Annotated in this window: 25 protein-coding genes; 10 read left to right on the top strand and 15 right to left on the bottom strand. The window is 68.3% G+C overall.

Annotation, left to right across the window (positions count from 1 at the left end):
• Window positions 1–363, bottom strand: a 363-nt coding sequence (locus tag NJ1_RS39535; RefSeq protein ID WP_157574506.1) for a hypothetical protein, incomplete at its 3' end; no start/stop codon positions are given.
• Between the two features lie 183 nt (window positions 364–546).
• Here NJ1_RS39535 and NJ1_RS34385 point away from each other — a divergent pair.
• Entirely contained in the window at window positions 547–1,059 is a 513-nt protein-coding gene (locus NJ1_RS34385; protein WP_067703391.1) for an Rv0361 family membrane protein, read from the top strand.
• A gap of 666 nt (window positions 1,060–1,725) precedes the next feature.
• Entirely contained in the window at window positions 1,726–2,775 is a 1,050-nt protein-coding gene (locus NJ1_RS34390; protein WP_067703394.1) for a fused (3R)-hydroxyacyl-ACP dehydratase subunits HadA/HadB, read from the top strand.
• 106 nt (window positions 2,776–2,881) lie between these two features.
• Here the strand turns inward: NJ1_RS34390 and NJ1_RS34395 are convergent, their stop codons facing one another.
• From NJ1_RS34395 to fbaA, 3 genes are all read right to left on the bottom strand, one after another.
• Entirely contained in the window at window positions 2,882–4,342 is a 1,461-nt protein-coding gene (locus NJ1_RS34395; RefSeq protein ID WP_067703397.1) for a glycoside hydrolase family 183 protein, read from the bottom strand.
• Window positions 4,343–4,536: 194 nt separating this feature from the next.
• Window positions 4,537–5,655: a BTAD domain-containing putative transcriptional regulator gene (locus tag NJ1_RS34400; protein ID WP_067703400.1), complete on the bottom strand. Its 1,119-nt coding sequence runs from the start codon at window positions 5,653–5,655 to the stop codon at window positions 4,537–4,539.
• 90 nt (window positions 5,656–5,745) lie between these two features.
• Entirely contained in the window at window positions 5,746–6,783 is a 1,038-nt protein-coding gene (gene fbaA, locus NJ1_RS34405) for a class II fructose-bisphosphate aldolase (RefSeq protein WP_067703403.1), read from the bottom strand.
• A gap of 176 nt (window positions 6,784–6,959) precedes the next feature.
• On the opposite strand from fbaA, the gene NJ1_RS34410 reads away from it, so the two are divergent.
• Complete coding sequence (locus NJ1_RS34410) at window positions 6,960–7,658, top strand: DedA family protein (RefSeq protein WP_067703486.1); 699 nt, start codon at window positions 6,960–6,962, stop codon at window positions 7,656–7,658.
• Window positions 7,659–7,692: 34 nt separating this feature from the next.
• Window positions 7,693–8,376 (top strand): DedA family protein, encoded by a 684-nt coding sequence (locus NJ1_RS34415; protein WP_067703405.1) that lies wholly within the window; start codon window positions 7,693–7,695, stop codon window positions 8,374–8,376.
• 18 nt (window positions 8,377–8,394) lie between these two features.
• Here the strand turns inward: NJ1_RS34415 and NJ1_RS34420 are convergent, their stop codons facing one another.
• The 3 genes from NJ1_RS34420 to NJ1_RS34430 are packed head-to-tail and all read right to left on the bottom strand — an operon-like array spanning window position 8,395 to window position 10,657.
• On the bottom strand, window positions 8,395–9,543 hold the full coding sequence (locus NJ1_RS34420) for a glycoside hydrolase family 76 protein (RefSeq protein ID WP_067703408.1): 1,149 nt from the start codon (window positions 9,541–9,543) through the stop codon (window positions 8,395–8,397).
• 52 nt (window positions 9,544–9,595) lie between these two features.
• Complete coding sequence (locus tag NJ1_RS34425) at window positions 9,596–10,279, bottom strand: TrmH family RNA methyltransferase (protein ID WP_245717708.1); 684 nt, start codon at window positions 10,277–10,279, stop codon at window positions 9,596–9,598.
• Window positions 10,280–10,330: 51 nt separating this feature from the next.
• Window positions 10,331–10,657 (bottom strand): DUF4190 domain-containing protein, encoded by a 327-nt coding sequence (locus tag NJ1_RS34430; RefSeq protein ID WP_067703413.1) that lies wholly within the window; start codon window positions 10,655–10,657, stop codon window positions 10,331–10,333.
• A gap of 116 nt (window positions 10,658–10,773) precedes the next feature.
• Here NJ1_RS34430 and NJ1_RS34435 point away from each other — a divergent pair, with 116 nt between their 5' ends.
• The 6 genes from NJ1_RS34435 to NJ1_RS34460 all read left to right on the top strand — a co-directional run bounded on the left by NJ1_RS34435 (window position 10,774) and on the right by NJ1_RS34460 (window position 16,865).
• Window positions 10,774–12,429 (top strand): sensor histidine kinase, encoded by a 1,656-nt coding sequence (locus tag NJ1_RS34435; RefSeq protein WP_067703416.1) that lies wholly within the window; start codon window positions 10,774–10,776, stop codon window positions 12,427–12,429.
• 8 nt (window positions 12,430–12,437) lie between these two features.
• Entirely contained in the window at window positions 12,438–13,100 is a 663-nt protein-coding gene (locus NJ1_RS34440) for a response regulator transcription factor (RefSeq protein ID WP_067703489.1), read from the top strand.
• 56 nt (window positions 13,101–13,156) lie between these two features.
• On the top strand, window positions 13,157–13,771 hold the full coding sequence (locus NJ1_RS34445) for a Uma2 family endonuclease (protein ID WP_067703419.1): 615 nt from the start codon (window positions 13,157–13,159) through the stop codon (window positions 13,769–13,771).
• A 74-nt stretch (window positions 13,772–13,845) separates the two neighbouring features.
• The gene (locus NJ1_RS34450) at window positions 13,846–14,292 is read left to right on the top strand and encodes a hypothetical protein (RefSeq protein WP_067703422.1); all 447 of its coding nucleotides are present in this window, start codon (window positions 13,846–13,848) and stop codon (window positions 14,290–14,292) included.
• Window positions 14,293–14,397: 105 nt separating this feature from the next.
• Window positions 14,398–15,765: a purine-cytosine permease family protein gene (locus NJ1_RS34455; protein ID WP_067703424.1), complete on the top strand. Its 1,368-nt coding sequence runs from the start codon at window positions 14,398–14,400 to the stop codon at window positions 15,763–15,765.
• Window positions 15,766–15,791: 26 nt separating this feature from the next.
• Complete coding sequence (locus NJ1_RS34460) at window positions 15,792–16,865, top strand: phosphotransferase enzyme family protein (protein ID WP_157574510.1); 1,074 nt, start codon at window positions 15,792–15,794, stop codon at window positions 16,863–16,865.
• 55 nt (window positions 16,866–16,920) lie between these two features.
• Here the strand turns inward: NJ1_RS34460 and NJ1_RS34465 are convergent, their stop codons facing one another.
• The 8 genes from NJ1_RS34465 to clpB all read right to left on the bottom strand — a co-directional run bounded on the left by NJ1_RS34465 (window position 16,921) and on the right by clpB (window position 26,826).
• Window positions 16,921–17,979, bottom strand: coding sequence for a beta-ketoacyl-ACP synthase III (locus NJ1_RS34465; RefSeq protein ID WP_067703430.1), 1,059 nt, complete (start codon window positions 17,977–17,979; stop codon window positions 16,921–16,923).
• Between the two features lie 312 nt (window positions 17,980–18,291).
• A complete protein-coding gene (locus NJ1_RS34470) occupies window positions 18,292–18,978 on the bottom strand; it encodes a lysoplasmalogenase family protein (RefSeq protein WP_067703433.1) in 687 nt (228 codons plus the stop codon).
• Window positions 18,978–20,036 (bottom strand): beta-ketoacyl-ACP synthase 3, encoded by a 1,059-nt coding sequence (locus NJ1_RS34475; RefSeq protein ID WP_067703436.1) that lies wholly within the window; start codon window positions 20,034–20,036, stop codon window positions 18,978–18,980. The genes NJ1_RS34470 and NJ1_RS34475 overlap by 1 nt, the downstream gene beginning before the upstream one ends.
• A gap of 108 nt (window positions 20,037–20,144) precedes the next feature.
• A complete protein-coding gene (gene pyrE / locus NJ1_RS34480; RefSeq protein WP_067703439.1) occupies window positions 20,145–20,690 on the bottom strand; it encodes an orotate phosphoribosyltransferase in 546 nt (181 codons plus the stop codon).
• An 8-nt stretch (window positions 20,691–20,698) separates the two neighbouring features.
• Window positions 20,699–21,523 carry an SDR family NAD(P)-dependent oxidoreductase gene (locus NJ1_RS34485; RefSeq protein ID WP_067703442.1) on the bottom strand — a complete coding sequence of 275 codons (825 nt, stop codon included), beginning with the start codon at window positions 21,521–21,523 and terminating at the stop codon, window positions 20,699–20,701.
• 116 nt (window positions 21,524–21,639) lie between these two features.
• Window positions 21,640–22,794 (bottom strand): TtfA family protein, encoded by a 1,155-nt coding sequence (locus NJ1_RS34490; RefSeq protein ID WP_174557154.1) that lies wholly within the window; start codon window positions 22,792–22,794, stop codon window positions 21,640–21,642.
• A 59-nt stretch (window positions 22,795–22,853) separates the two neighbouring features.
• A complete protein-coding gene (locus tag NJ1_RS39540) occupies window positions 22,854–23,783 on the bottom strand; it encodes a DUF5666 domain-containing protein (protein WP_067703445.1) in 930 nt (309 codons plus the stop codon).
• 487 nt (window positions 23,784–24,270) lie between these two features.
• Window positions 24,271–26,826, bottom strand: coding sequence for an ATP-dependent chaperone ClpB (gene clpB, locus NJ1_RS34505; protein WP_067703493.1), 2,556 nt, complete (start codon window positions 26,824–26,826; stop codon window positions 24,271–24,273).
• Window positions 26,827–26,890 lie beyond the last annotated feature (64 nt).

Here is a 26,890-nt window from a genome sequence, read left to right on the forward strand (position 1 = left end):
CCGCAAGGGCCCGGGCAGGGTGGTCCGCAGGGACCCGGGAACGCCGGCCCGCAGGGACCGGGTGGCCGGGGACCTGTTGGCGCGCAAGGAGTGAACGGTCCCGGACAGGGCGCACCGCAGGGTCCGGGCGGACCTCGCCAGGGTGGTCCGCAGGGTCCCGGTGGTCCAGGCCAGCAAGGTCCGGGCGGACCAGGCCACGGCGGTCCACAGGGTTCCGGTCAGGGCGGTCCTCGAGTTCTCGGCGGTCAGGGTCAGGGCGGCCCGCAGGGCCAAGGTGGTCCCGGTCAGGGCGGCCCGCAGGGCCCTGTCGGCCTCGGCAAGAGCGGACCTCAGGGTCCGGGCGGGCCAGGTCAGGGCGGTCAAGGCCCAGGTGGTCCCGGGCAGGGTGCACCGCAGGGGTCCGGTGGGCCGCAGGCGCCCGGTCTGCTGAGCAAGGGCGGCCCGCAAGGTCCGGCCGGACCACAGGATCAGGGCGACGCCGGTCAGCGCGGGCCCGGTCAGGGCGGCGCGCAGGACGCCGGTGGTCTGGGTCTGGGTGCTCGGACCGTGGCTGCGCCGCAGCGGGTTCCGGCGTCCGGCGAGCAGGCGGCCGACGGCGCGGGCTCGACGACCGACGGCGCCCGCAAGAAGAAGCTGCTGCTGATCGCGGGCGCGGCGCTGGTGGCGCTGATCGTGGTCATCGGCGGCGTCGTCGCGCTGCTGGGCAACTCGTCGGACAGTTCGCCCGAGGCGCAGGTCAAGAAGGCGATCACGACCTACACCGATGGGTTGAGCACCGGCAATCTGGAGGCGCTGCGCGGCGTGACCTGCGGGGCGCAGCACGACTTCTACCAGAATATTTCGGCTGATCAGTTCGCCGGCGTGTACCGAACCTCCAAGGAGCAGAAGAGCATTCCGGTGGTGCAGAGCATCGACGCCATCCAGATCAAGGGCGATGCGGCGCTGGCGTCGGCGACCGTCTACACCGAGGCCGATCCGTCGAAGCAGTCCGCCCGCACCTTCGATCTGAAGAACACCGACGGCGGCTGGAAGGTGTGCGACCCGCCGGCCGCTCAATAACCCTCCGCAGCAATCGATCACGGCCCCGGCGCTCCCTCGCCGGGGCCGTGCTCGTCCGGAGACCGCCTCGGCCGCAACGTCGTTCCCGCACGACCGCGAGTGCGGCACCCGCACGGTGATTCGACCCTGCCGACGAGGTTTCACTTGCCCTCTGCGCCCGCGCGTTCCGAAAGATTTCGAATGCCGTCGCGACAGGCCCGCCACCGGCCCATTCCCGGATGCTCGGGGCGACACCTCTCCCCCGCCTCGCTTCGAGTCCCGCCCGGCGCGCTCCGAACCGGGCAGCAGGACAGGAAGTCCCGCACTCAGCGGTGCGGCCGGAACGGGTGCGGCCGGAACGGGGACTCCGAAAGCCGGGGTACTCCGTCCGGGAACTCAGCCCCGAGGGAAGCGGGGTCGACTGTTTCGGGGGTCGTTCGGGTGGCATTCCAGGGGTGGAGTGGGTGGTGCCGGGGACCGAGTTGGCCGGGTGTCGCATTCGGGCCGACATCGCGACAAACGTCACAAACACCTGGTCAATGGTCCGACTGATCGGTAATATTCGCCGGATTGTCTGGGCCAGCCTTGTCGGCGTCTCGGCGCCGCGGCTGTTCACCGCCGCCGTGCGTATGTGTACGCCGATGTGGCGGGAGCCCACCAGGTTTCGAATACAGGGAGCTGAGCACCATGCCGGAAACGGCAGAGGCGGTAGCCGCCACCGCCACCGATTTGGTCGGCCGGCACTTTCGTGTCCGTGACCACTACGACGTGGGCCGCGAGAAAGTCCGTGAATTCGCCCGCGCCGTGCGTGGCGATCATCCGGCGCACCATCACGAGGCCGACGCCCGCAAGCTGGGCTACGAGGGTCTGATCGCGTCCCCGACTTTCGCGTCGGTGATCGGCGCCGCCACCACCCGCGCCCTGATCGGCACCGTGCTCACCGAGTACGACGTCTCGCAGATCCTGCAGACCGATCAGGTCTTCGAGTACTACCGGCCGATCCTGGCCGGGGATCGGCTGTCGGTGGACGTGGCGGTGGAGAACATCCGCGCGTACGGCGACAACGACTTCCTCACCATCAAGGTGACCCTCGCCGATGCGGCGCAGCTGCCGGTCCTGGTGTCCACCACCACGATCGTGGCCCGCAAGGGCGTCGAGATCGATCCCGCCGCCGTGCAGACCATGACCGGCGTGGTGATGAACGACCACGTGTCGAGCGCCGACTCCGAGATCGCGGACCCGAGCGGGCTGATCCTGCTGGCCCCCGAGGAGGTGGCCGAGCCCACCGCTCCCGCGCCCCCGCTTCCGGTGTTCACCGTCCCCACCGCCGCCACGCTCGCGGCCGGCAGCGATCTGCCCGCCGCGAAGGTGCCCGTCACCCGTGGCGACCTGGTCAATTACGCGGGCGTCTCGGGCGACCCGAACCCGATCCACTTCAGCGACACCGCCGCGACGCTGGTCGGCCTGCCGACCGTGGTCGCGCACGGCATGCTCACCATGGGCCTGACCGCCGGTTACCTGACCTCCTGGCTGGGCGATCCGGCCGCGCTGAGCAAGTTCAGCGTGCGCTTCGCGGGCTTCGTCCCGGTCGAGCCGACCGCCCCGACCAACGTCGACTTCACCGGCAAGGTCAAGTCGGTGGATGCCGATCGAGGCGTCGCCACCGTCGTGCTGGGCGCGACGTCCGAGGGCAAGAAGCTGTTCGGCCGCGCCGTCGCCGAGGTCCGGCTGTCCTGATCGACGCATGAAAAAGGGCGGGCCGCGTAATGCCTACGCGGCCCGCCCTTTTCATGCTGAGCCCGGGCCCAGGCTCGGTTCGACGCCGGCTCCGTTCGACACCGGCTCAGTTCAACGCCACGTGCATGAGATACACGTTGTAGTCACTCCAGGTCGACATGGTGAAGTACAGATCCTCGCCCGTGGACCACGGGTGGATGAACCCGCCGTACAGCTCCGGGAATTGCGTGGCGCTCACCGTGGTGGCGCTCTCGGACCACACGCCCTGCGGTGAATCCGATTCGCGCACAACGAGTGCGGCCTTGCCCGTGTCCAGGTAGCTCATCTGCCACACCTTGCGGGCGGCGTCGTAGCGGACCGACAGCTCACCGGCCGGGGCGCTCACTATCGGTGTGGCGGCGGCGGATCCGCCGACCGGCGTCCACGCGCCGTCCCGCCAGTACTGATAGGCGGTGGTGTTGAGGATCTGCGCCTTGGGCACACGTGCCAGCGCTATGGATCCGAGCCGGGTATTGGGCGTTCCGAACATGTAGACGAACTCACCTTCGGGCACCATCGCCGACACCTGAAAATTGGAGACGCCGAAGATGTTGTCCCACTTGGCGTGCGGATCCTTGGTCCAGTGCTCGCCGTGGTCGTCGGAGTAGGCGAGCCCGCCGTAGTTGGTGTACCAGGTCCCGGGCAGGCTGTTCCAGGTGCGAATCGACATGTAGCTCATGTACTGCCGGTCCCCGATGGCGAAGCCGGAGGTCGGGATCGTGGTGATCTCGACATTGTCCATCTTCTTGCTGCTGAGCAGTTCCGCTGCGTGACAACGACTGTCGGAGACCATGTGGTCGAACTGGATCCCGTCCGCCAGCGTGGTGTCGGTGCTGAAGGCGAGCAGGTTGCTGCGCCAGTCCAGCCCCATCCCGCCCGGCGGATGGAAATCGCTGCCCACGGTGTCGCCGAACGCGAGGGCGACCTCCCCCGGCTTGCTCTCCCACATGATGCCCAGATCGGTGCCCTGGACCTGCCACCGTTTGTCGGTGCGGTTGACGGAGCTCGCGCCGGTCAGTTTGGCGACCTCTCGGACCGCGGAGACCTGGGGCACGGCACGGGCCGGAACCTGCGGGGCCGGTTCGGTATCCGGATTCACCGGCTCCGGCCCCGGCGGCACCGCGGGCGGGTTCGGGTCCGGGAAGGCGAAATTGAACGGCTGTGGACGCACGATGAGCCGCGGAAGGCCGAGCTGCTCGGCGAGACCGGGCGGCGCGGCCGGGGAATCGGTGAGATCCGGGCACGGATTCACGCACGGATCGGTCGGCAGTTCGGTCTTCACCCGTTCCCGGTTCTCCACCGGCGGACCGGGATCCACGGTCACGACCGGGTACGCGATCGGCACCTCGAGCGTCTTGGGCACCAGGGATTCGTGCTGTGGCGCGGGATCGGTCCCGCACGCCCCGACACCGGTGCTGATCGCCTCGCCGATGTCGTTCTCGGCCTCGGCGATCGCGCCGTTCGAGGACACCAGCGCGCCCGCACCGACGACGACAGCTCCCACCACCGCCAGCAGCCGCTTGGCCATGCGTTGACCCTCTCCAGATTCGGGCTGTTCCGGACACATCCGGCCAGGACCCTACCGGTGGGACGCACTCGGCCACCGGCACTCGCGCAAGATCGATCGAACGGATTTTCCGAGGACGCCCACCCGCTCGCCGACCGGCCCGGACGGCAGGCGAAACCGCGAAACGACCTGGGCGGCAGAGCGATCCGTTCGAGCTAGCGAACGGCCTGGAAGACGAGCACGGTCCCGCCGATCCGGATGGCGTCCCCGTCCGCCAGCACCGCGGCGCTGTCCACGGGTTCCTCGTTGATGTAGACCCCGTTGGCCGAATGCAGGTCCTTGATCAGCAGTCCGGCCCGGCTCGGGGTGATGTGCGCGTGGTAGCGGCTGGCCTTGGGGTCGTCGAGCACCAGATCGTTGTCGGTCATCCGGCCGATCTTCATGCCGGTCGCCGCGATCGGGATGTCCCGGCCGTCGGCCAGGCGGAGCCGTCCGGCACGCACGGCGCGGGGCAGCTCGGTGACGGTTTCGGTCATCGCCTTGGCCATCCGCTCGACCTCGGCGATCTGCCCGGTGATCAGCGGTTCCTGCCGCAGCACCCGCTGCTCCAGGGCGATCAGCGCCGCGCCCGGATCGATCCCGAGTTCGTCGTTGAGCACCGCGCGCACGCGGCGGCACGCCTCGAGCGCGTCGGCTTGGCGGCCGGACAGGTACAGCGCGGTGATCAGCTGCGCCCACAACGGTTCTCGCAGCGGATGCGCGTTGGTCATGCTCACCAGTTCGCCCACCACGGACGAGGCTCGCCCACAGGCGATTTCGGCGTCGACCCGCGCGGAGGCGACCAGCAGCCGTTCCTCGTCCATCGCGGTGGCGAAACTTTCGGCGAACGAGAGGCCGGACAGATCGTCCAGGGCTCGCCCGCTCCACTCGGCCAGCGCGTCGCCGAACAGGCGGGCGGCATTGGCGTGATCCCCGGCCGTGGCGGCCTCGGCCCCGGTCCGGCGAATGGATTCGAATCGCCCGAGATCGCAATGGTCGTCATCGATTTCGAGCCGGTACCCGGAGGCCTCCGTGCGCAGCAGCGCCGTCGGATCGGCCCCGGCCTGGCGCAGCGTCTTGCGGATGTTCGATACGAACACCTGAAGACTGGCCTGATAGGAGTCCGGCGGATCGTCGTTCCAGACGATATCGGCCAGTGCCTGTGAGGACACCGCTCGCCGCCGATTCACGGTGAGCGCCGCCAGCAGCGCACGCGGCTTGGGGCCGCCGACCGGCACAGGCCGACCGGCAACCAAAAGCTGCACGGGACCCAGCACCCGTACATCGACAGTCATGCCACCTGCCTCGATAGAGACCGCGGCGCGCCCGCCGCTCGAAACTTGCCCGGGATTCCGGAAAGTGCTGCGGAATCCCGGTGCACGAGCTTACTTGGCGCTGATCGAGCGGCCCGCGGACTTCAGGTCGTTGCAGGCCTCCACGATGCGAGCGGCCATCGAGGACTCGGCCTTCTTGAGGTAGCTGCGCGGGTCGTAGACCTTCTTGTTGCCGACCTCCCCGTCCACCTTCAGCACACCGTCGTAGTTGCCGAACATGTGCCCGGCGATCGGGCGGGTGAAGGCGTACTGGGTGTCGGTGTCGACGTTCATCTTCACCACGCCGAAACGCAGCGAGTCCTCGATCTCCGACTTCAGCGAGCCCGAACCACCGTGGAACACGAAGTCGAACGGCTGCGCGTCCGAGCCCAGGCCCAGCTTGGCGGCCGCGACGCGCTGACCCTCGGCCAGCACCTCGGGCTTGAGCTTCACGTTGCCCGGCTTGTAGACGCCGTGCACGTTGCCGAAGGTGGCGGCCAGCAGGTACTTGCCGTTCTCGCCGGCGCCCAGGGCGTCGACGGTCTTCTCGAAGTCCTCGGCGGAGGTGTACAGCTTGTCGTTGATGGCGTTCTCGACGCCGTCCTCTTCACCGCCGACCACGCCGATCTCGACCTCGAGAATGATGTTGGCCGCGTGGCACTGCTTGAGCAGTTCCTTCGCGATCTCCAGGTTCTCGTCGATCGGAATCGCGGAGCCGTCCCACATGTGCGACTGGAACAGCGGATTGCGCCCGGACTTCACGCGCTCGGCCGAGATGGCGATCAGCGGGCGGACGAAGGTGTCCAGCTTGTCCTTCGGGCAGTGATCGGTGTGCAGCGCGATGGTGATGTCGTACTGCGCGGCGACGACGTGCGCGAACTCCGCCAGTGCGGTCGCACCCACGACCATGTCCTTCACACCCTGACCGGAGCCGAATTCGGCACCGCCGGTGGAGAACTGGATGATGCCGTCCGATCCCGCCTCCGCGAAGCCCTTGATGGCCGCGTTGATGGTCTCCGACGAGGTGCAGTTGATCGCGGGGAACGCGAAGGAGTTCTCCTTGGCCCGAGCAATCATCTCGGCGTAGATCTCCGGAGTCGCAATGGGCACAGGAACCTCCGTTGTATGTGTGCTGTGTACAACAAAATTCTGACAGGCCACACCCTAGGGCAGACGCGTTTTCCTGTGGCAATGGCCTCGGTTAGCCGACAAGTTTGTGAGGTTGCTTCGACGTTCGGTGTCACTTGGCAATGACCGGTACTGTGGTGGCCGTGACCTTGCTGGCCGTGTCCGATGCCGTGACGACCAACGCTGCTTTGCCCGCGATTCTCGATCCCATGCACCTCCTCACCGAGACATGGCTATCGAATGCGGTGCTTCCGGCGATCTTGGTCATTGTTTTCATCGAGACGGGCCTACTGTTCCCGATCCTGCCCGGCGACTCGCTGCTGTTCACTGGCGGTCTGCTGTCGGCGTCGGCGACCCCGCCGCCGTGGATGTCGATGTGGCTGCTGGTGCCCGCCGTGGTGATCGTCGCGTTCATCGGCGATCAGTCCGCCTACTGGATCGGGCGCAAGATCGGTCCGGCGATGTTCAACAAGGAAGACACTCGCTTCTTCAAGAAGCGGTACGTCACCGAGACCCACGAGTTCTTCGAGAAGCACGGCCCCAAGACCATCATCCTGGCCCGGTTCGTGCCCATCGTGCGCACCTTCATGCCGGTGCTGGCCGGGGTGTCGAAGATGGACTACCGCAAGTTCGTCATGTTCGACATCATCGGCGCGATCCTGTGGGCGGGCGGCATCACCGTGCTCGGCTACTTCCTCGGCAATGTCGAGTTCATCCGGAAGAACGTCGAGGCGATCTTCCTGCTCATCGTGTTCATCTCGATCCTGCCCGCCATCATCACCGTGGTGAAGAAGCTTCGCAGTGGCGACAATGTCGAGCAGGCGCTGACGTCCGCGTCGAACGAGTCGAGTCACTGAGCCACCGGTGGCCGACACCCCGCTAAACCTCGCAATGGGCGGTTTCGGACCGCTCGAGACGGCCGGGCCGGTGCTGGTCTGGACGGTCGTGCTGACCTTCGTCTTCCTCGAATGCGCACTGATCATCGGGCTGTTCCTGCCCGGTGATTCGATGCTGATCACCGCGGGCGTCGTGCTCGCGTCGCAGGTCAGCGGCGAGGTGCACGTCTGGGCGCTGTCCGTCGGCACCATGATCGCGGCGATAGCCGGCAATCAGGTCGGCTATGTGATCGGACAACGCACGGGCCACCACCTGGTGGCCCGCAAGAACGGCAAATACATCAACACCCGGAATCTGACCCGGGTGGCCGAACTGCTGCACCGGCACGGATTCATGGCGGTGCTCGTCGCACGCTGGATCCCGTGGGTGCGCACGCTGTGCCCGGCGGTCGCCGGTGCGGCGGGCATGGATCATCGCAAGTACACGATCGCCTCGAGCATCGGCGCGATCATCTGGGCTCCGGTGCTGCTGCTGATCGGGTACTACGCGGGCAGCTTCCTGGAGAACGTGTCCTGGCTCATGCCCGCGGTGATCGGCACGCTGATCGTGGGCCTGGTGCTCGGGACCATCGTGGGAGTGCGGCAGTATCGAGCGGAAATGGCGCGCCCGGCCGAGGATTTCGACCTCGACGAGGCCGAGCAGGAGCCCGTCGCGGATTCACCGTGGCGTCGCGCCTGAGCGGTCCGTACCGGCTGTTCAGAGACCGGCGGCGGTGACCGTGTGCGCGGCCTCCATCAGTTTCCAGCCCGAAAGCTGAACCGACAGATCGCGTTCCGGATGTCTGGACGATTTCACCGAACCGCCCGGGGTGAACGACCCCGCCCCCGCCACGCCCGGTAGTCGGGCCGGTTGCCGCCAGTCGGCGCTGAAGAGCGGTTCGCCCTCCACCTCGAGCCGGTTGCCCCAGGCGGCCGTCGCGGATTTGCGCACGATGGCCGCGGCGGTGCGGCGGGCGGCGACCTGCGCGCGCTCCTCACCGGGGAGCATGAGCGCGGCCAGCGCCAGATAGCGGATCAGGATCCCGTTGAAGAGTCCGCCGTCGCCACCGCCGTCACCCGTGACCACGCCGCCGTCGGTCATGTGCTCTTCGATGGCGGCCATCAGCCGCACCGCGCGTTCGACGTGCCTGGGTTCGCCGGTGTGCACGGCGAGTTCGGTTTCGAGGCCGAGCACCACGCCCTGGCAGTAGCTGTAGACGGGCTTCTCCAGCACACCGGACGGTAGGTGGATGCCGTCGAAGACGAGGCCGGTCTCCGGATCGCGGAGGTGCTCGTCGAGCCAGTCCGAGATCTCCGCCGCACGGTGATAGCGGCCAAGCCGGGCCATGGCGATACCGACCGGACCGTTCGCGGGGGCATTGAAGAAGTCCGAATTACGCCGCCACGGGACGCCGCCGCCGACCTCGGGTTCCCAACCGGCGTAGAGATCTTTCTCCAGCACCAGCAGCGCGCCGCGCACCTCCGCGACGCCCTGGGTCCGCTCGGCGCGCTCGAGGGAGATGGTCAGCCAGGCCATGTCGTCGTAGTAGTTGTTCGTCCAGCCACTGAGATTGCGCAGCCGCACGGCCTGTGCGACCGCCCAGATCCGGCGCTTGCGGACCGGCGTCGGCGCGCGATTCGCGGCGTCCACGCAGCAGTCGATGAGATGCGCCTGCCACCAGTAGTGCCAGGACGCGAATGCTCTGTCCCGCTTGGTCGGCGGCCAGCCCACCACGCCGAGCTGCGTGCCCGGCATGCCCCACAGGGTTCTCAGATGCCTCGACACGATCGCGGACTCCGCCAGATCGGCGCGCTCCGACCAGAGCGCGGCGGTCGGCTCGATATTGCGCCCGGTCCGCGAAGTCATAGGACAAATAGTGCCAGCCGGGCGACCGAACTCGAGGCTGATTTGTTATCTGTCACCATGCCGAGGCCAGGTCGGCGTGCTGGGCGATCCAGGCGTGCATGGCGATGCCCGCGGCGACGCCCGCGTTGATGCTCCGCGTCGATCCGAACTGCGCGATCGAAACCGTCAACAGCGCAGCGTCTTTCGCGGCGGCGGTGACACCCGGGCCTTCCTGGCCGAACAGCAGCAGGCATTCGCGGGGCAGCTGCGCGGTCTCCAGCGGGACCGATCCCGGCACATTGTCGACCGCCACCACGGTGAGCCCCTCGGCGGCGGCGAATCGCAGCAGCTCATCGGTATCGGCGTGATGCACGATGTGCTGATAGCGATCGGTCACCATCGCCCCGCGCCGATTCCAGCGCTTGCGTCCCACGATGTGGACGGCCGCGGCGGCGAAGGCGTTCGCGGTCCGCACCACGGTGCCGATATTGGCGTCGTGGCCGAAATTCTCGATCGCCACGTGGAACGGATGCCGCCGCCGATCGATGTCGGCGACCACGGCCTCGCGCGTCCAATAGCGGTAGGCATCGACCACATTGCGCCGGTCCCCCTCGGCCAGCAGCACCGGATCCAGGCGCGGATCCTGCGGCGGCTCGGTCCCGAACTCCTCGCGCCACGGCCCGACCCCGTGCGGATGCTCACCCCACTCGGTCGGACCGGGGGCCGCGGGTTCATCAGCTGTCGGGACGGGTCTCACCCGGGCCATCGTATTGCCGCGCCGGCGCTCCCCGATCAGCGGGCGCGGACCTCAGCCGCCGCTGTGGGAATCCCCGAGCAGCCCGTAGACCAGAAGTCCGCCACCCCACAGCACGATCAAGACGATCATGAGGATGGTCGAGACGATTCCGCAGATGTATCCGAGCGTCACCAGATTCCCGCCACCGATCGCGCCGCCCGAGGCGTCGATCTCCTTCTTCGCGCGGTTGCCCATGATCCAGGCCACCGGCCCCAGGAAGAACGGGCACAGCGACAAGCTCAGCACGCCCAGCACCATGATGGTCACGGCCTGCGGATGGTCCGGCGGCGGTGGCGGCCGGTATATCGGCTGTGGATAACCAGGGGGCGGATGGCTCACAGGCTCATGCTATGACCGATTCCGCCGCGGGACGAGCCCATTCGTGCCAGCACCACCATCGATCCGGTGGCCTGCCCGATCGCGCCCCTCCCCGTCCACAGGCCACGATGAAACCTATGAGCGAGCGGATCGACGACACAGGACGCCTCCCGCACACCCAGGTCCCCTCCGGTGCGCGCACCGACGTCCCCTCCGGTGCGCGCACCCACGTCCCCTCCGGTGCGCGCACCCACGTCCCCTCCGGTGCGCGCGCGGGCGACACGGCCGCGCTGCCCATCGACGACCTCGGAGCGGCCGGAGCGCACGACCGGACCACGGGTTTCGAGTTCGGACCGGCCGCTGATTCCGGATTCGGGACCGATGCCGGGTTCGGAGCGAGCCGGGATCGGTTCGCCCACGAATTCGACTCGGGCGGAACCGGATTCGGCGGCAGTGCACCGGGAGCGCTGTCGCCCGCTCCGGCGGCGGTGTTCGGGGAGTTTCTGCGGACGCCGTTCCGGGCTCGGGTGTGGAAGGAGTTGTGCTATCTCGTCCTGGCCCTCGGTCTGGGGTGCGTGGCGGTCGCGTATCTGTTCCTGGGAATGGGCGCGAGCGCGTACCTGTCGATCTTCCTGATCGGAATTCCGTTGCTGGCCTGCACGATCCTGGGCGGGCGGAGTTGGGGGCGGGTCTATCGGGTGCTGATCTCGAAGCTGCTGGGGACCACGGTCCCCGAGCCGCCGCCGTTCACGTTCCGGCCGGGGTTGCGCGGGTGGTTGCGCGCGGCGTTCACCGATCGGACGTCGTGGCGGGCGCTGCTGTTCCTGCTGTTCCAGGGCGCGCTCGGGGTGGTGGCCGGATATCTGGTGCTGACCACCGTCGCGATGACCGGGTTCCTCGCGGTGTCGCCGATTCCGTGGGCGCTGTTCGATCCGCGGAACGTCGATGCCGACGGCGTCGCGCACCACTCGCTCATGCAGTTCGGGAACCACTACATCGAGACCTGGCCCCGCGTCCTGGGTCTCGCGGCATTGGGCGTGATCGGCTGCTTCCTGCTGCCGTGGCTGATCCGCGCCGTCTGCCGACTGCATCGGATGCTCGCACTCTGGTTGCTCGCCCCGACCGCGCGCGATCAGCGGGTGGCGCAATTGGAGGAGAGCCGCCGGGTCGCGGTCGCGGATTCGGCTGCGACACTGCGCCGTCTGGAGCGGGACCTGCACGACGGCACGCAGGCGCGACTGGTCAGCATCGCCATGATGCTCGGCCGGGCGCAGCAGCGCCTCGCCGACGGGACCGACGCCGGTGAGCTGATCGGCCAGGCGCGCACCGGAACCAAGGAGGCGCTGACCGAATTGCGCGAGCTGGTGCGCGGCATTCATCCGCCGGTGCTGGAACTCGGGCTCGAGGCCGCGCTGGAAACCCTCGCCGCGCGCTGCGCGATCCCGGTCGAGGTGCGGGTGCATCTACCCGTGCGGCCCGGCGCCGCGATCGAGACGATCGCCTATTTCTCGGTGGCCGAACTGCTGACCAATGTGGTCAAACACGCCGCCGCCACCCGCATCTGGGTCGCCGTCCTGCCGTACGGCCCGGATTCGCTCGCGATCACCGTGCGCGACAACGGCCAGGGCGGGGCACTGCAACCGACCGAGGCACATGGTGAAGCCGTTGTGGTGGGCGGACTTTCGGGCTTGGCGGCCCGCGCCCGATCGGTGGACGGCTCGCTCGACGTCGACAGCCCGGTCGGCGGGCCGACCGTGGTCGCCATCGTGCTCCCGATCGCGGGCCCGCGATGATGCGGGACATGCACACCCCGACAAGCGCCCTGCGCGTGGTCATCGCCGAGGACAACGCCATCCTGCGCGACGGGCTGACCGCCCTGCTCGCCGAGCGCGGACACCGGGTGGTGGCGGCGGTCGGCGAGGCGGACGGCCTGCACGAGGCGGTCGCCGCGCACAACCCGGACGTCGCGGTGGTGGATGTGCGAATGCCGCCCAGCTTCACCGACGAAGGCCTGCTCGCGGCCCTCTCGCTGCGCCGCAGTCATCCCGGAACCGGGGTGCTGGTCTTCTCGCAGTGGATCGAAACCCGGTATGCCACCGAGCTTCTCGCCTCCGGCGCGGGTGGCGTCGGATACCTGCTGAAGGATCGAGTGGCGGACGTGGGAGATTTCGTCGACGCACTGCACCGGGTCGCGACCGGTGGCACCGCACTGGACCCGGAGGTGGTGAGCCAGCTCATGGGCGCTGCCCGGCAACAGGATTCGCTGGCCCGGCTCACCCCGCGCGAGCGCGAGGTGCTCGAATCCATGGCGCAGGGCCTGTCCAATGCCGCCATCGGCCACGCGCTGAACGTCACCGAGCGGGCGGTCGAGAAGCACATCGGCAACATTTTCACCAAGCTCGAACTGCCGCCGTCGGATATGCATCATCGCCGGGTGCTGGCGGTTTTGCGACTCAAGGGCTGAGGCGACATTCAAAAGAACGTCGCTGCGCGGTTGCGGGCCGTGGAAGACTGGACCGTATGCGTCGGTCGAGTGCCGCGGAATCGCTGGCGAAAACACTGAATGCTGTTGCGTCCTGGCCTGATCACCTGCTGACGCTCACGGAGTGGTCGGCGCTGCCCGAGGACACCGAGCGCTGCCTCGAATTGGTGGACGGTGTGCTGGTGGTGGCCCCGCAGCCACCGCGGCATCAACTCGCGGTGTGGCGGCTGGCCGCGCAGCTCGAGCGCGCGCTGCCGCGCCGCGTGGCCGCGCTGGCCCGCATCGAATTGATCATCGACGACGCCATGCCGCCGACGGTGCGGGTCCCGGACGTGCTGGTGGTGGGCGGCGAGGCCGGCGCGGCGCACGCCACCCGGGTGAATCCGCCGGATGTGCTGGCAGCCATCGAGATCGTGTCGCCCGGTTCCCGGCGCACCGATCGCGTCATGAAATTCGCGGAGTACGCCGAGGCCGGAATCGGCCACTACTGGCTGCTGGACATCGAGGGTTCGGTGCGGCTCACCGAATATCGCCTGCACGAGAACCGATATCGCGCCGACGGTGAATTCTCCGGCCGGGCCACCCTCGAACTCGACGGCATTTCCCTCCCGCTCGACCTCGATGCCCTGACCGCGCTGCGCACCCCCGCCTGACCTCGCCCGATCCCACGCGGGCACGGGGTTTCCGGACTATCCTGGAGTTCCATAAGCCGTGGTTGGAGGGTGTTATGGACCACGCACGCATTGCTCGCACGGTGCTCGGGGTGACCCTCGCGTACCTCGTCGCACTGATTGTCTGGATCGGCTGGCTGGTGCCGCTGACCCCACCCGGCACGGTGCCCATTCAGGTGCTCACCCTGATCGGATTGTTCGGCAGTTTCCTGGGAATCGGCATGCTGCTCGCGCAGCGACCGTCCCGCTCGGATCGCCGGTTGCGCCGCTACGGCCTGGAAGGCTGGGCCAACATCGAGGCCGTGCACCCGCTGCGCCGCACCGATCGCTACACCGAGCTCACCGAGCTGGATCTGGAGCTGGTGGTGCCTGGTTCCGAAACCTATTACGGCAGTGTCGTATTCGATGTGGAACCGATCGTGCGACCGCGGATCGCGGTCGGCGGCACGCTCTCGATCCGGGTGGATCCCCGCAATCGCGACCGGATCATGCTCTGCATCTGATGCCCGTCCGCGCTGGTCATCGGTATTCACCCGGGCCGTGGCCGGGGTCGCGCCCGTGAACCTGGCTGCCCGATTTGCCCGGCCCGCGCCGTAGCATCACTCAGCATGACGACCGCTTCACAAGATCGACGCGAAGCGCCGCTGGTGCTCGACACCCAGCCGCCGCGCACCCTGGGCTTCACCGACCAGGCGGCGTTCTGGCTCAATCTCGGGGTCAGCCTGATCGGATTCAGCGGCGCCGCCGTCGCCCTGAACCCGACCGGGGACGCACCGCTGCCGATCGCCGGAGCGTTGCTGGCCGTCGTGCTCGGCACCGTCGTCGGCGCGGTCATGGTGGCCGGGCCGGGGGCCATCGGCGCGCGCACCGGCGCACCCGCCATGGCGATGCTGCGCGGGTTGTTCGGCACGCGTTTCTCCTACCTGCCGACCGTCGCCAATATCGTGCAGTGCATCGGCTGGGGCGTCTTCGAGCTCACCGTGATCGCGCTCGGCGTCAAGGCGCTCACCGATGACAAGGTGCCGCACGCGATCGCCATCATCGCGGCGGGCGCGCTGTCCACGGCCATGGCCATCTGGCCGTTGAAGTCGGTGCGATGGTTGCGCAAATACGTATCGGTGGCCGTGGCCATCGCGATGGTCTACTTCACGGTTCAGCTGCTGCGGCAACCGATTCCGGAGCAGACCGGCACCAGCTGGACCGGATTCTGGCCCTCGGTCGATGCCACCCTGGCCGTCTCCATCTCGTTCGTCCCGCTGGCCGCGGACTACACCCGCCATTCCCGTTCGGCGCGCACCGCCGCCGGGGCCACCGTCGTCGGCTATTCGGTGGCGCAGACCTGGTGCTACCTGCTCGGCATCATCGCGATCCTGCAGGCGGGCGGCGATGTCGACAAGATCTTCGACACCTTCCTCGGCGTCACGGCGGGCTGGCTGTTCTTCGCGGTGCTGGTGCTTCGCGAGACTGACCAGTCCTTCGCCAATATCTACTCGACCGCCATGTCGATCCAGAACCTGACGCCGCGCATCGATCGCCGCTTCCTCGCGGCCGGGATCGGCGTGCTCGTCACCGCGCTCGCCCTGCCGGTCCGCGACTTCGACAGCTACGCCAACTTCCTGTACCTGATCGGTTCGGTCTTCGTGCCGCTGAGCGCGGTCCTGATCGTCGACTACTTCTTCGGCCGGGGCCGCACGCGCTGGAACCTCGATCAAAGCTCCCCCGCACGCCCGCTCATGCTGCTCCCGTGGGTCGCCGGATTCGTGATCTACCAGCTGTTCAACCCCGGCTACATCGGCTGGTGGGCGAACTTCTGGATCAAGGTGCAGGACCGGCTCGGCGTCCATCCCGGCTGGTGGTCCTCTGCGTCGTTGTTCTCCTTCCTGCTGGCCGCGGCCATCACCGCCGTCATCGTCGTGATCGAACGACGCTCCGACACCACCGCCCGCCTCTCCACCACCCCGAGCGACGCGGCCTGAGGATGTCGCAGGACCGCGTCTTCGGCATGGGAACCGATCCACTGGTCCCGCCGGACTGGCCGGCCCTGTCCCCACCGGAGATCGTGGAACTCCTCGGCGCGGACGCGCACATCGAATGGCGCAGTCCCCGGCCCCTTTCCGCGACGGCACTGGTCCGTACGGACGCGGGCGACCCCGTGATCGTGAAGCGCCTCCCCCGCGCGCTGCGCGATGCGGCGGCGCTCGACGAAGAGCACGGCTTCATGGATCACCTGCGCGCACAGGGCATTCCGATTCCCCGCGTCCTGCTCACCCGTGAAATGGGTGAATTCACCTACGAGGTACAGGAACTCGGAGTGGGCGGTGACGAGTATCGAGGCAGCTTCTCCTGGTCCCCCTACCACCGCACGATCGAGGCCGAGGCGGCCGGGCGCATGCTGGCCCGCTTGCACACGGCCGCAATCGGATACGACGCACCCGCCCGGCCGCCGCGCCCCCTGCTGGCGAGCTTCGCCCTTTTCTCGAGTCCCGACCCGATCAGCGCGCTCGAGCAGCGCGCCGCGGCCCGCCCGGCCCTGGCGCGATTCCTGCGATCGCGCGACTGGCGCGCCGATATCGAGGTCCACCTGTGTTTCCACGCCCACCTCGCGCCCCGGCTGGACGCCCTCACGCCGCTGTGGACCCACAACGACTGGCACGGGACCAACCTGCTGTGGAAACACGAAAAGCCCTCGTCCGTCATAGATTTCGGCCTCTGCGATCGCACCACCGCGATCCACGATGTGGCGATCGCCATCGAACGCTGTGCCGTCGACTGGATCTCACTGCGTGAGGGCGGCCCCGCGAACATCGGATTCGACCAGGTCGAGGGTCTGTTGCGCGGTTACGAATCGCTGCGCCCGCTCACTCCCGCCGAGGCGCTCGCGCTGCCGGATCTACTGCCCCTGGTGCACGCCGAATACGAACTCTCCGAGATCGATTACTTCCTCGGCGTGCTCCCCTGCGGCAATCCGGTCAACGCCGATATCGCCTACCACCGGTACTTCCTCGGCCACACCCGGTGGTGGGCCGGTGACGGCACGGCGCTGCGGGACCGGTTGCGCGCCCGCGCAACCGGCTGACCACACTGCTCAGAAGCTCGCTTCGGTATACATCAGAAGCTCGCTTCGGTACATATCAGAAGCTCGCTTCGGTAGGCGCCGGCGGCAACACCGCGACCTGCCCGGCGTAGGACAATCCCGCCCCGAAAGCCAGCAGCAGCGCGAGCTGTCCGCCTTTCGCCTTTCCGGTGACCAGCATTTCCTCGATCGCCAGTGGAATCGACGCGGCGGAGGTGTTTCCGGTGTTCTCGATGTCATTGGCCATCGGGATATCGTCGGCCAGACCGAGGTTCTTCTTCATGAGCTCATTGATCCGGGCATTGGCCTGGTGCGGTACGAAAACCTCGATATCGTCCTTGGACACCCCGGCCACGTCCAGCGCCGAGGCCAATGCGCGCGGCAACGTGACCGCCGCCCAGCGGAATACCCGGGGCCCCTCCATACGCAACAGCATTCGCCCGACCGGATCCGTTTCCGGATCCTTGCCCTGATAGGACTCGGCGCGATCCATCATTTCGAGAATATTGAAATTCTGGCCGATCGCCGAGGCGTTCTCACCATCGCTGCCCCACACCGCCGGGGAGATGCCGTTCTCCTGACTCGGCCCGATGACCACCGCGCCCGCGCCGTCACCGAAGATGAACGCGGTGCCGCGATCGTGCGGATCCAGTGAGAACGACATGGTTTCCGCGCCGATGAGCAGCACGTAATCCGCGGAGCCCGAGCGCAGCAGATCCGCCGCCACGGCCAGTCCGTACCCGAACCCGCCGCACCCCGACACCAGGTCGAAGGCCGGAATGCCGTTGATGCCCAGGTCGTGGGCGACGGTCGGGCCACCGTGCGGGGTGATATCGGGCCAGGTGGAACTGGCGAGAATCAGCGCACCGATCTTCGACCGGTCGACGCCGCTGTTCTTGATGGCCCGCTCGCCCGCGGCGACGGCCATCGAACGCAGGGATTCGTCGCCACTCACCCAGCGGCGGTTACGAATTCCGCTGCGGTCGTAGATCCACTCGTCGGTGGAATCGAGTGTCTCGCACACCTCGTCATTGCTGACGATCCGGCGCGGCCGATAGGCGCCGATGCCGAGCATCGCAATATTCTGATGACCCTTGTTGATCGCAATGCTCACCACAGGTAACTCACAACCCCTAACGACACCATTGTCATACACACATCCGTTTCACAATAAGCCACGACGCCGCCGCATTCCACAGCTTCGTGCACGGCGGGCAACTTCATGGAGCCGAATGCCGTACCGCTCGCGGCGAAAGTCATCGCACTCGAACGGAATGCCGAACCGTTCGCACCGAACATCGGTCGGCCGGAGCCGAACTGGGGTCGCACCACCACGCCGGGGCAGAAGAGCGACGGCGGATTCGAGGCCGAGTCAGCGCCGAATCGAACGGTCAGCGCCGGGTCGGACGGTCAGCGCCGAATCGAACGGTCAGCGGTGCGCGCGCGGATCGGCCAGCAGGTACTGGGCCGCGGCATAGGTCCCGAGGATGACGCCCTCGCTCACGCGCCGCGACGTGGGAGTCCGCGCGAATATCCGGCGCAGCACGATCAGCCCGTCGGAGACCGTGAACAGCAGCGCCCCCAACCCGAGTCGACTGCGTGGATCCGAGTTCGGAACATTCAGGCCCGCAACGTTCCTCGCGCCGGGAGCGAGGCCGGGATCGGACGCGAGGGTGGCCGCGGCGCCCAGTGTCGCACCGTAGGCCGTCAGCGGCGCGGCGATGCCGGGCGCCTTGGCCCGCATCAGCGCGGCCGCACCCAGCCAGGCCGCCAGTCGCTGGCCCGCGATCTCGGGGCGGGGCCGGGCCCCGCGCCGCCACCAGAGCCACGAGTACCCGGACTGCATGACGGCGAAAGAGGTTGCGCCCGTGACCAATCGGCCGTCGTTGTCCGGCTCGAGCAGCAGCACGTCGCCGACCGTCGCGGCCGCCAACGCACCGAGCAGCACGGTGCGGTCCACCGGATCCAGGTCGCCGCCGTTGACCACCACGTCCGCCGCGAGCAGCGGCATCAGCAGTGGCTTGGCGACCCGCTGCAGGGCGTCGCGGCCGGTGACGGCGCCGAACACGGTCACCACCGCCGCACCCGCGAACGCCGCGCGGAACGGACGGGGCATCAGAAGCTGGGCTCGGCCGGAGCCGGGGGCAGCACCGCGACCTGACCGGCGTAGGACAGGCCGGCGCCGAAGGCCAGCAGCAGCGCGAGCTGTCCGCCCTTGGCCTTGCCGGTCACCAGCATCTCCTCCATGGCCAGCGGAATCGAGGCGGCCGAGGTGTTGCCGGTGTTCTCGATGTCATTGGCCATCGGGATCTCCTCGGCGAGGCCGAGGTTCTTCTTCATCAGTTCGTTGATGCGCGCGTTGGCCTGGTGCGGGACGAAGATCTCGATGTCCTCCTTGGCCACGCCCGACAGCTCGATGGCGCTGGACAGCGCGCGCGGCAGCGTGACAGCGGCCCAGCGGAAGACCTTGGGGCCCTCCATGTGCAGCGACATCCGGCCCACGGCCTCGACCGCGGGATCGGTGCCCTGCAGGCGCTGGGCCTTGTTCATGAATTCGAGGAAGTCGACGTCCTGGGCGATGGCTTCGGCGTTCTCGCCGTCGCTGCCCCAGACCGTGGGCGAGATGCCGTTCTCCTCGCTCGGGCCTACCACGACGGCGCCCGCGCCGTCACCGAAGATCATGGCGGTGCCGCGATCGGTCGGGTCGAGACCGACGGTCATCGTTTCCGCGCCGATGACCAGGATGTACTCGGCCGAGCCGGAGCGGATCATGTCCGTCGCGACGCCGAGGCCGTAGCCGAAGCCGCCGCAACCGGAGGTCAGGTCGAAGGCGGGAATGCCGTTGATGCCGAGGTCGGCGGCGACCGAGGGCGCGCCGTGCGGGGTCAGCTTGAGCCAGCTCGAGGTGCACAGCAGCAGCGCGCCGATCTTGGACCGGTCGATGCCGGTGTTCTTCAGCGCCCGCTCACCCGCCGCGGCGGCCATGCTGCGCAGCGTTTCGTCGCCGCTGATCCACCGGCGGTTGTTGATGCCGGTGCGATCGAAGATCCATTCGGGCGTGGAGTCCAGCTGCTCGCACACGTCGGCGTTGCTGACCACGCGCTCGGGCCGGTAAGCACCGATGCCGAGCATCGCAACATTCTGATGACCCTTGTTGACTGCAATGCTCACCACAGGTGACTCACACGACCCTTCACACGCAATTGCCCGACCCCATTGTCGGACAGAAGACCAATTCACAGGCTAACTCAGAGGCCGGTTCCAGCCCAGAGCAGATCTTGTTCAGCCGAGTGCGAGATCCTTCAACCCGAGAATCGAGCGATATTCGAGTCCCTCGGCCGCGATCACACCGTCGGCTCCGGTCTCCCGATCCACCACGGTGGCCACTCCCACCACGATCGCGCCGGCGTCCCGCAGCGTGCGCACCGCGGTCAGCGGCGAGTTGCCGGTGGTCGTGGTGTCCTCCACCACGAGCACGCGCTTGCCCACGATGTCCGGGCCCTCGATCTGCCGCTGCATGCCGTGTGCCTTGGCTGCCTTGCGGACCACGAACGCGTCGATGGGACGGCCCGGCGCGTGCATGACGGCCGCGGCGACCGGATCGGCGCCCATGGTCAGCCCGCCGACCGAATCGAAATCCCAGTCCGCGACCAGTTCACGCAGCAGCTTGCCGATCAACGGCGCTGCCTCGTGGTGCAGGGTCGCACGGCGCAGATCCACGTAGTAGTCGGCTTCGTTGCCCGAGGAGAGCGTCACCCGCCCGTGCACGACGGCGAGGCCGCGCACCAGTTCGGCAAGTCTGTCCCGGTCGGTCGTCGTTACCTGCATTGCTGTGTCTATGTCCTTCCGCGTGCGTTGAACATGCGTCGATCGATACGGGTCACCAGTGATCGCGGGACCAATCCGGCGACCGCGGCGATGGCCTTGTACTGCATTCCGGGCACGCTGATCACCCGGTCCTTCTCCAGATCCCGCAGCGAACCCGCCACGACCTTCTCCACGCTCAGCCACAGCCCTCGTGGCAGCGAGGCCGTATCGATCCCGGCTCGCTCATGGAATTCGGTGCGGACGAGCCCCGGGCACAGAGCCTGCACCCGTACGCCGGTTCCGGCGAGACCACCCGCCAGTCCTTGGGAGAAGGATACGACGTACGCCTTGGAGGCCGAATAGGTCGAGCCCCGTCCGGGGATCAGGCCCGCCATGCTCGCCACGTTCACCACGGTCCCGTTGGCGGCGTGCAGCATGGACGGCAGGGCGGCGCGGGTCAACTGCACGACGGCGGTGACGTTCACGTCCAGCTGGCGTTGCAGCGCGGCCGGATCATGGGTCCAGAATTCGCCCGAATTGCCGAATCCCGCGTTGTTGACCAGGAATTCGACGCCCGCGCCCAGCCGCTCGGCGACCCGATCCCGATCCCGCGGGCGGGCCAGATCGACCGGCAGCACCTCCGCGCGCGACCCGTATCTGACCTGAACCTCACGGGCCAGCGATACCAGGCGTTCCTCGGTGCGCGCCGCCAGCACCAGGTCGTATCCGAGTGACGCGAGTCGCATCGCGTACGCCTGGCCGATCCCCGACGTCGGCCCCGTGACCAGGGCCACCGGTCGAATCGCACCGGGCAGGCGCGCGGCGCCCGCGGCGGCGGGGGAACTCTCGGTCATCGACTACCCATCACTCGTACGTGAGAGATCGGTCGCCGATGACCGAGGCTGCGCAACCATTCTGGTCCCTCGCGCGCTCGGGCGAGGGGAATCCGCGTGCACTCATCGCGGCGGCATCACCGCGGTGTCGGCCCCTGGTACGGGCGGAAGCCCGGATGGAAGGGGCCGCCGGGCGGGGCGCTGCGGCCCTGATCCTTGCGCCATCCCTGCTCGGGCTCGGCGTCGTCGTAATCGGCGTCGGGTTCCTCGTCGGTCCACTTCGCGGTGTCCGGGTCGCGCCGCTCGTCCTCGTCGCTCTCGGCGCGCACGCGCGGCGGCCGGCCGGTCTCGTCGTCCTCCGGCTCGTCGACCCATTCGTCCTCGGCGGCGGGCGGCCAGTTGCGGCGCGGGCGATTGCGCGGATCGGGCACGACTTTGAGTGCGGGACGCCAGGATTCGGCCTCGCCGTCCTCGCCCTCGCCGCCGGCCGTGATGTCCGAAACGAGCGGCGAGCCGTAGTCCTCGTCCGAGCGGGCGGACTGCTCGCGACCGGCCGACACCGGGACCCGCTCGACGTCGTCGCCGTAGTCACCGAATTCGTCGTGGCCGTCGTAGTTCTCGTCCTCGGGGGCCGGACGGGAGCGGCCCGGTTCGGGCAACTCGTCGCGACCGCGTTCGGAGTTGATCACCGGCGGCAGCACGTGCAGCAGACCCGAGAGTCGCAGCACCGCGTCGATCGACATCTCCCAGTCCTTGGCGACCGCGCCGACCGGGAGCATGCCGAGGGTCCAGTTGCCCTCGCTCCAGAGCTGCTGCACCTCGTCGGGCAGGGATTCGATGAACGCGACCATCCGCTGATCGACGGCGTGCCGCGCGATATCGGGGTTGGTGGCGAACACGACTCGATCACCGATCGCACCGAGCAGTTCCAGATCGTGGTCCTTGGGCGGCGCCGCCGTCTTCAGGCGTAGATCGATGTCGATGTCCGAACCGATCTGCCGGCGCACCGCGACCAGGGTGGCGGCGTCCTCGAGATCGAACAGAACGAACTTCTCGCCCTTGCGGTTTCCGGACACCACGTCCACGGCCGAGAGGTAGCCGAGCTTGGCCAGCGCGCCGCGCCGCCAGGTCGAGGCCAGTGCCGGTTCCACCGAGACATAGGTGTAGCCCTGGGATTTCGCCCAGACCTGCCGGACGTGTCCGGTGCGCTGCCGTTGCAGCCGATCGAAATAGAGCAGCACGATCGCACCCACGAGCGCGATCGCCGCCAACCCGAACCAAATAGCCGTCATCGCCGCCTACCCTATCCAGCTGTGCGGGTGATCGCCCGCTACATCTGCACCGTTGTTTGTCACCGTGTTCCACCGGGCAGCGAAGTGCTGATGATGACCTCGGCCTTGATCGACCCGTCGGATGCCTTGTCGCCCTGCACCATCACCATCTCACCCACCGCCAGATCCTTGACCGTCATGGTGCCCAGCGAGATCACCTGCGTCTTGTCATCGGTGTGCACGGTCACCGTAGTGCCGGACAGGGTGGTGAGCTTGATGGTGGTCCCGTCATTGCTCGCGATGGTGCCCATGTTCGCGCCGAGATCGTCGATATCGCCCAGGCCCGGAATCTGCGGGATGCCGCTCGGAAGTGGCTGCGAGGACGCCTTTCCCGAGGTCGGAGGGAAGATGCCGATGCTGGTGGTCTTGCCGCCCGAGGAATTGTCCGCGGCGGTGTCGGACGAGTCCCGGTTGGCGATAAGGGTTCCCGCGAGCACGCCGACCACCGCGACGAGGGCGAGCGCCGCGAGCCCCAGCGCGATCCACACGCCGGTCCGGCGCGGCGGCTTGCCCGGGGGCGGCGGGGATCCCGCGGGCTGGTATCCGCCCGGCGGCATTCCCGGTCCGCCCGGTCCCCCGGGTGCGCCCTGGTACCCGGGTCCGCCCGGGCCGTAGCCCGCGCCCGCCTGGTAGGCGGCGGTCGGCTCGTAGCCCGCTCCGGCCGGATAGGTCGTGGTCGGCTCGTAGCCGGCGCCGCCGAGATACGCGGCGGTCGGCTCGTAGCCGCCCCACTGGTTGTCGTACGGCGGCATCACCCGGGTGGCCTCCGGCCCGGGTGGCTGCCCGAAGTAGTCGTTCGGGGCCGCCGGGATGTGCTCGGTGGGCCCGTACGCCGCCCCGAACTCCGAGGTGTGCCCGGCCGGTTGTCCGGTGGCGTCGACCCTCTCGGTCGGACCGTCCACCGATTCCGGTTCCGGTCGCCGCGCCCACGGATCGCTCGGATTCGTCATGGCCTCCAGGGTAGGCGGAGACCTTCGCCGCAGCCGCGAACTCGACCGAGCGGTGTGCAATACACCCGCGATACGCACGCCGAATCCACGCGCCCGAGCACCAGCCGCACCAGCGCGGACGGCGCGATTCCGCGCGCCGGGCGGTTCCGCGACACCTGCGGGCACGCGGTGCGTGTACGCGCGGCCTGCAGGTTGGCATCGACGGCAAGCGATTTCGACGCGGGTGAGTTTCCGGAGACGAAGGCACGCTCGACGGCGGCACCGGCCGCGATCCCCCGCGACACCGGACATGCGGCGCGATCCCGCGACACCGAACGTGCAGCGCAATCCCCCGCGATACCCGGCGTGTGGCGCAATCCCACCGGACGTGCGGCGCGGCACCCACCACACCCGGCGTGCGCCGCAATCCCCCGCGACAGCGCGCGGCCCCACGGACAGAGTGTCCGTGGGGCCGTGCGTTCTGCCGCGGTGTCGCCCGCGCGTCGGATTACCGCCCGACGATCAGCGTGTCGCCGTCCGGGCTGACGTTCACCTTGACGGTGTCGCCGTCCTGAATCTCGCCCGCCAGCAGTTCCTTGGCGAGGGTGTCGCCGATGGCCTGCTGGATCAGGCGACGCAGCGGACGCGCGCCGTAGGCCGGGTCGTAGCCGCGCACCGCCAGCCAGAAGCGGGCCGAGTCGGACACCTCCAGCTTCAGCCGGCGCTGGGACAGCCGCTTCTGGAGCTGGTCGAGCTGGATGTCGACGATGCTCTCGAGCTGCTCCTCGTCCAGGGCGTGGAACATGACCACGTCGTCGAGCCGGTTCAGGAACTCCGGCTTGAAGGCGCGGCGAACCGCGTTCATGACGAAGTCCTTGTCACCGCCCGCACCCAGATTGGAGGTCAGGATGAGGATGGTGTTGCGGAAGTCGACCGCCCGGCCCTGGCTGTCGGTGAGACGGCCTTCGTCGAGCACCTGCAGCAGCACGTCGAACACGTCCGGGTGCGCCTTCTCGACCTCGTCGAACAGCACCACCGTGTACGGACGCCGCCGCACGGCCTCGGTGAGCTGACCACCCTGGTCGTAGCCGACGTAGCCCGGAGGCGCGCCGACCAGGCGAGCCACCGAATGCTTCTCGCTGTACTCGCTCATGTCGATGCGGGTCATGGCGCGCTCGTCGTCGAACAGGAAGTCCGCCAGCGCCTTCGCGAGTTCGGTCTTGCCGACGCCGGTCGGTCCGACGAACATGAACGATCCGGTCGGCCGGTTCGGGTCGGCCACTCCGGCCCGCGCGCGGCGCACCGCGTCAGACACCGCCTGCACGGCCTCCTTCTGACCGATGACCCGGCCGCCCAGTTCCTCCTCCATGCGGAGCAGTTTCTGGGTCTCGCCCTCGAGCATCTTGCCCACGGGGATTCCGGTCCAGGCCGACACCACTTCGGCGATGTCGTCGGGTCGGACCTCCTCCTTGAGCATGACGTCGCCGTCCGCGGAGACCTTGGCCTTCGCCTCGGCCTCGGCGAGCTCCTTCTCCAGCTGCGGGATTCGCCCGTAGCGGAGTTCGGCGGCCTTGCCCAGGTCGCCGTCGCGCTCGGCCCGCTCGGATTCTCCGCGCAGCGCCTCGAGCTGTTCCTTGACCTCGCTGACCGAGTCGATCGCGGATTTCTCGTTCTGCCAGCGGGTCATCAGCTGGTTCAGCTTCTCGCGGTCGTCCGCGAGTTCGGAACGCAGCTTCTCGAGCCGCTGCTTGGACGCGTCGTCGGTCTCCTTGGCGAGCGCGACCTCCTCGATCTCGAGCCGGCGCACGGCCCGCTCGACCTCGTCGATTTCGACCGGGCGCGAATCGATTTCCATGCGCAGCCGGGACGCGGCCTCGTCGACCAGGTCGATGGCCTTGTCCGGCAGGAACCGCGAGGTGATGTAGCGGTCCGACATGGTGGCCGCCGCGACGAGCGCCGAATCGGTGATCCGGACGTGATGATGGCTCTCGTAGCGTTCCTTGAGCCCGCGCAGGATGCCGACGGTGTCCTCGACGGACGGTTCGCCGACCAGGACCTGCTGGAAGCGCCGCTCCAGGGCCGCGTCCTTCTCGATGTGCTGGCGGTATTCGTCGAGCGTGGTCGCACCGACCAGCCGCAGTTCACCACGCGCCAGCATGGGCTTGATCATGTTGCCCGCGTCCATGGCCGACTCGCCGGTCGCGCCCGCGCCGACGATGGTGTGCAGCTCGTCGATGAACGTGACGATCTGTCCCGCACTGGATTTGATCTCCTCCAGCACGGCCTTGAGCCGCTCCTCGAACTCGCCGCGGTACTTGGCGCCCGCGACCATCGCGCCCAGATCGAGCGAGACGAGTCGCTTGCCGCGCAAGGATTCCGGCACGTCGCCGGCGATGATGCGCTGCGCCAGCCCCTCGACGATGGCCGTCTTGCCGACGCCCGGCTCGCCGATCAGCACCGGATTGTTCTTGGTGCGCCGCGAGAGCACCTGCACCACCCGTCGAATCTCGGTGTCGCGCCCGATGACCGGGTCGAGTTTGCCGTCCCGGGCGGCCGCGGTCAGGTCGGTGGAGTACTTCTCCAGCGCCTGGTACGAGCCCTCCGGATCGGCGGTGGTGACCCGGGTGTTGCCGCGCACGGCGGTGAACGCCTCGCGCAGGCCATCGGCGGTGGCGCCGTATTTCAGCAGCAGCTGCGAGACGTCCGAGTCACCGGCGGCCAGGCCGACCATGAGGTGTTCGGTGGAGACGTATTCGTCCCCCATCTCGGTGGCCAGCCGCTGAGCGGCGGTCACCGCGGCGAGGGATTCTCGTCCCAGTTGCGGGGAGGTGGTCGCGCCGGACGCCTGCGGCAGCCGGTCGACGATCGCCTGGGCTTCGCGCCGCACCGTTGCCGGGTCGACTGCGACGGCCTTCAGGAGGGGGGCGGCGATGCCGTCGGTCTGATCCAGCAACGCCACCAGCAAGTGTGCCGGGCGAATCTCCGGATTGCCCGCGGCCGAGGCCGCTTGCAGCGCGGCGGTCAGCGCGGCCTGGGTCTTGGTGGTGGGATTGAACGAGTCCACGTTCACCTTCCTACTAGTCGTATTGCTGAGTTCAACGCGACAAGAGTTGAGTCTGTTCCGCTCA

Source organism: Nocardia jejuensis NBRC 103114 (assembly GCF_001613145.1).
In the GTDB taxonomy this organism is placed as follows: Bacteria; Actinomycetota; Actinomycetes; order Mycobacteriales; family Mycobacteriaceae; genus Nocardia; species Nocardia jejuensis.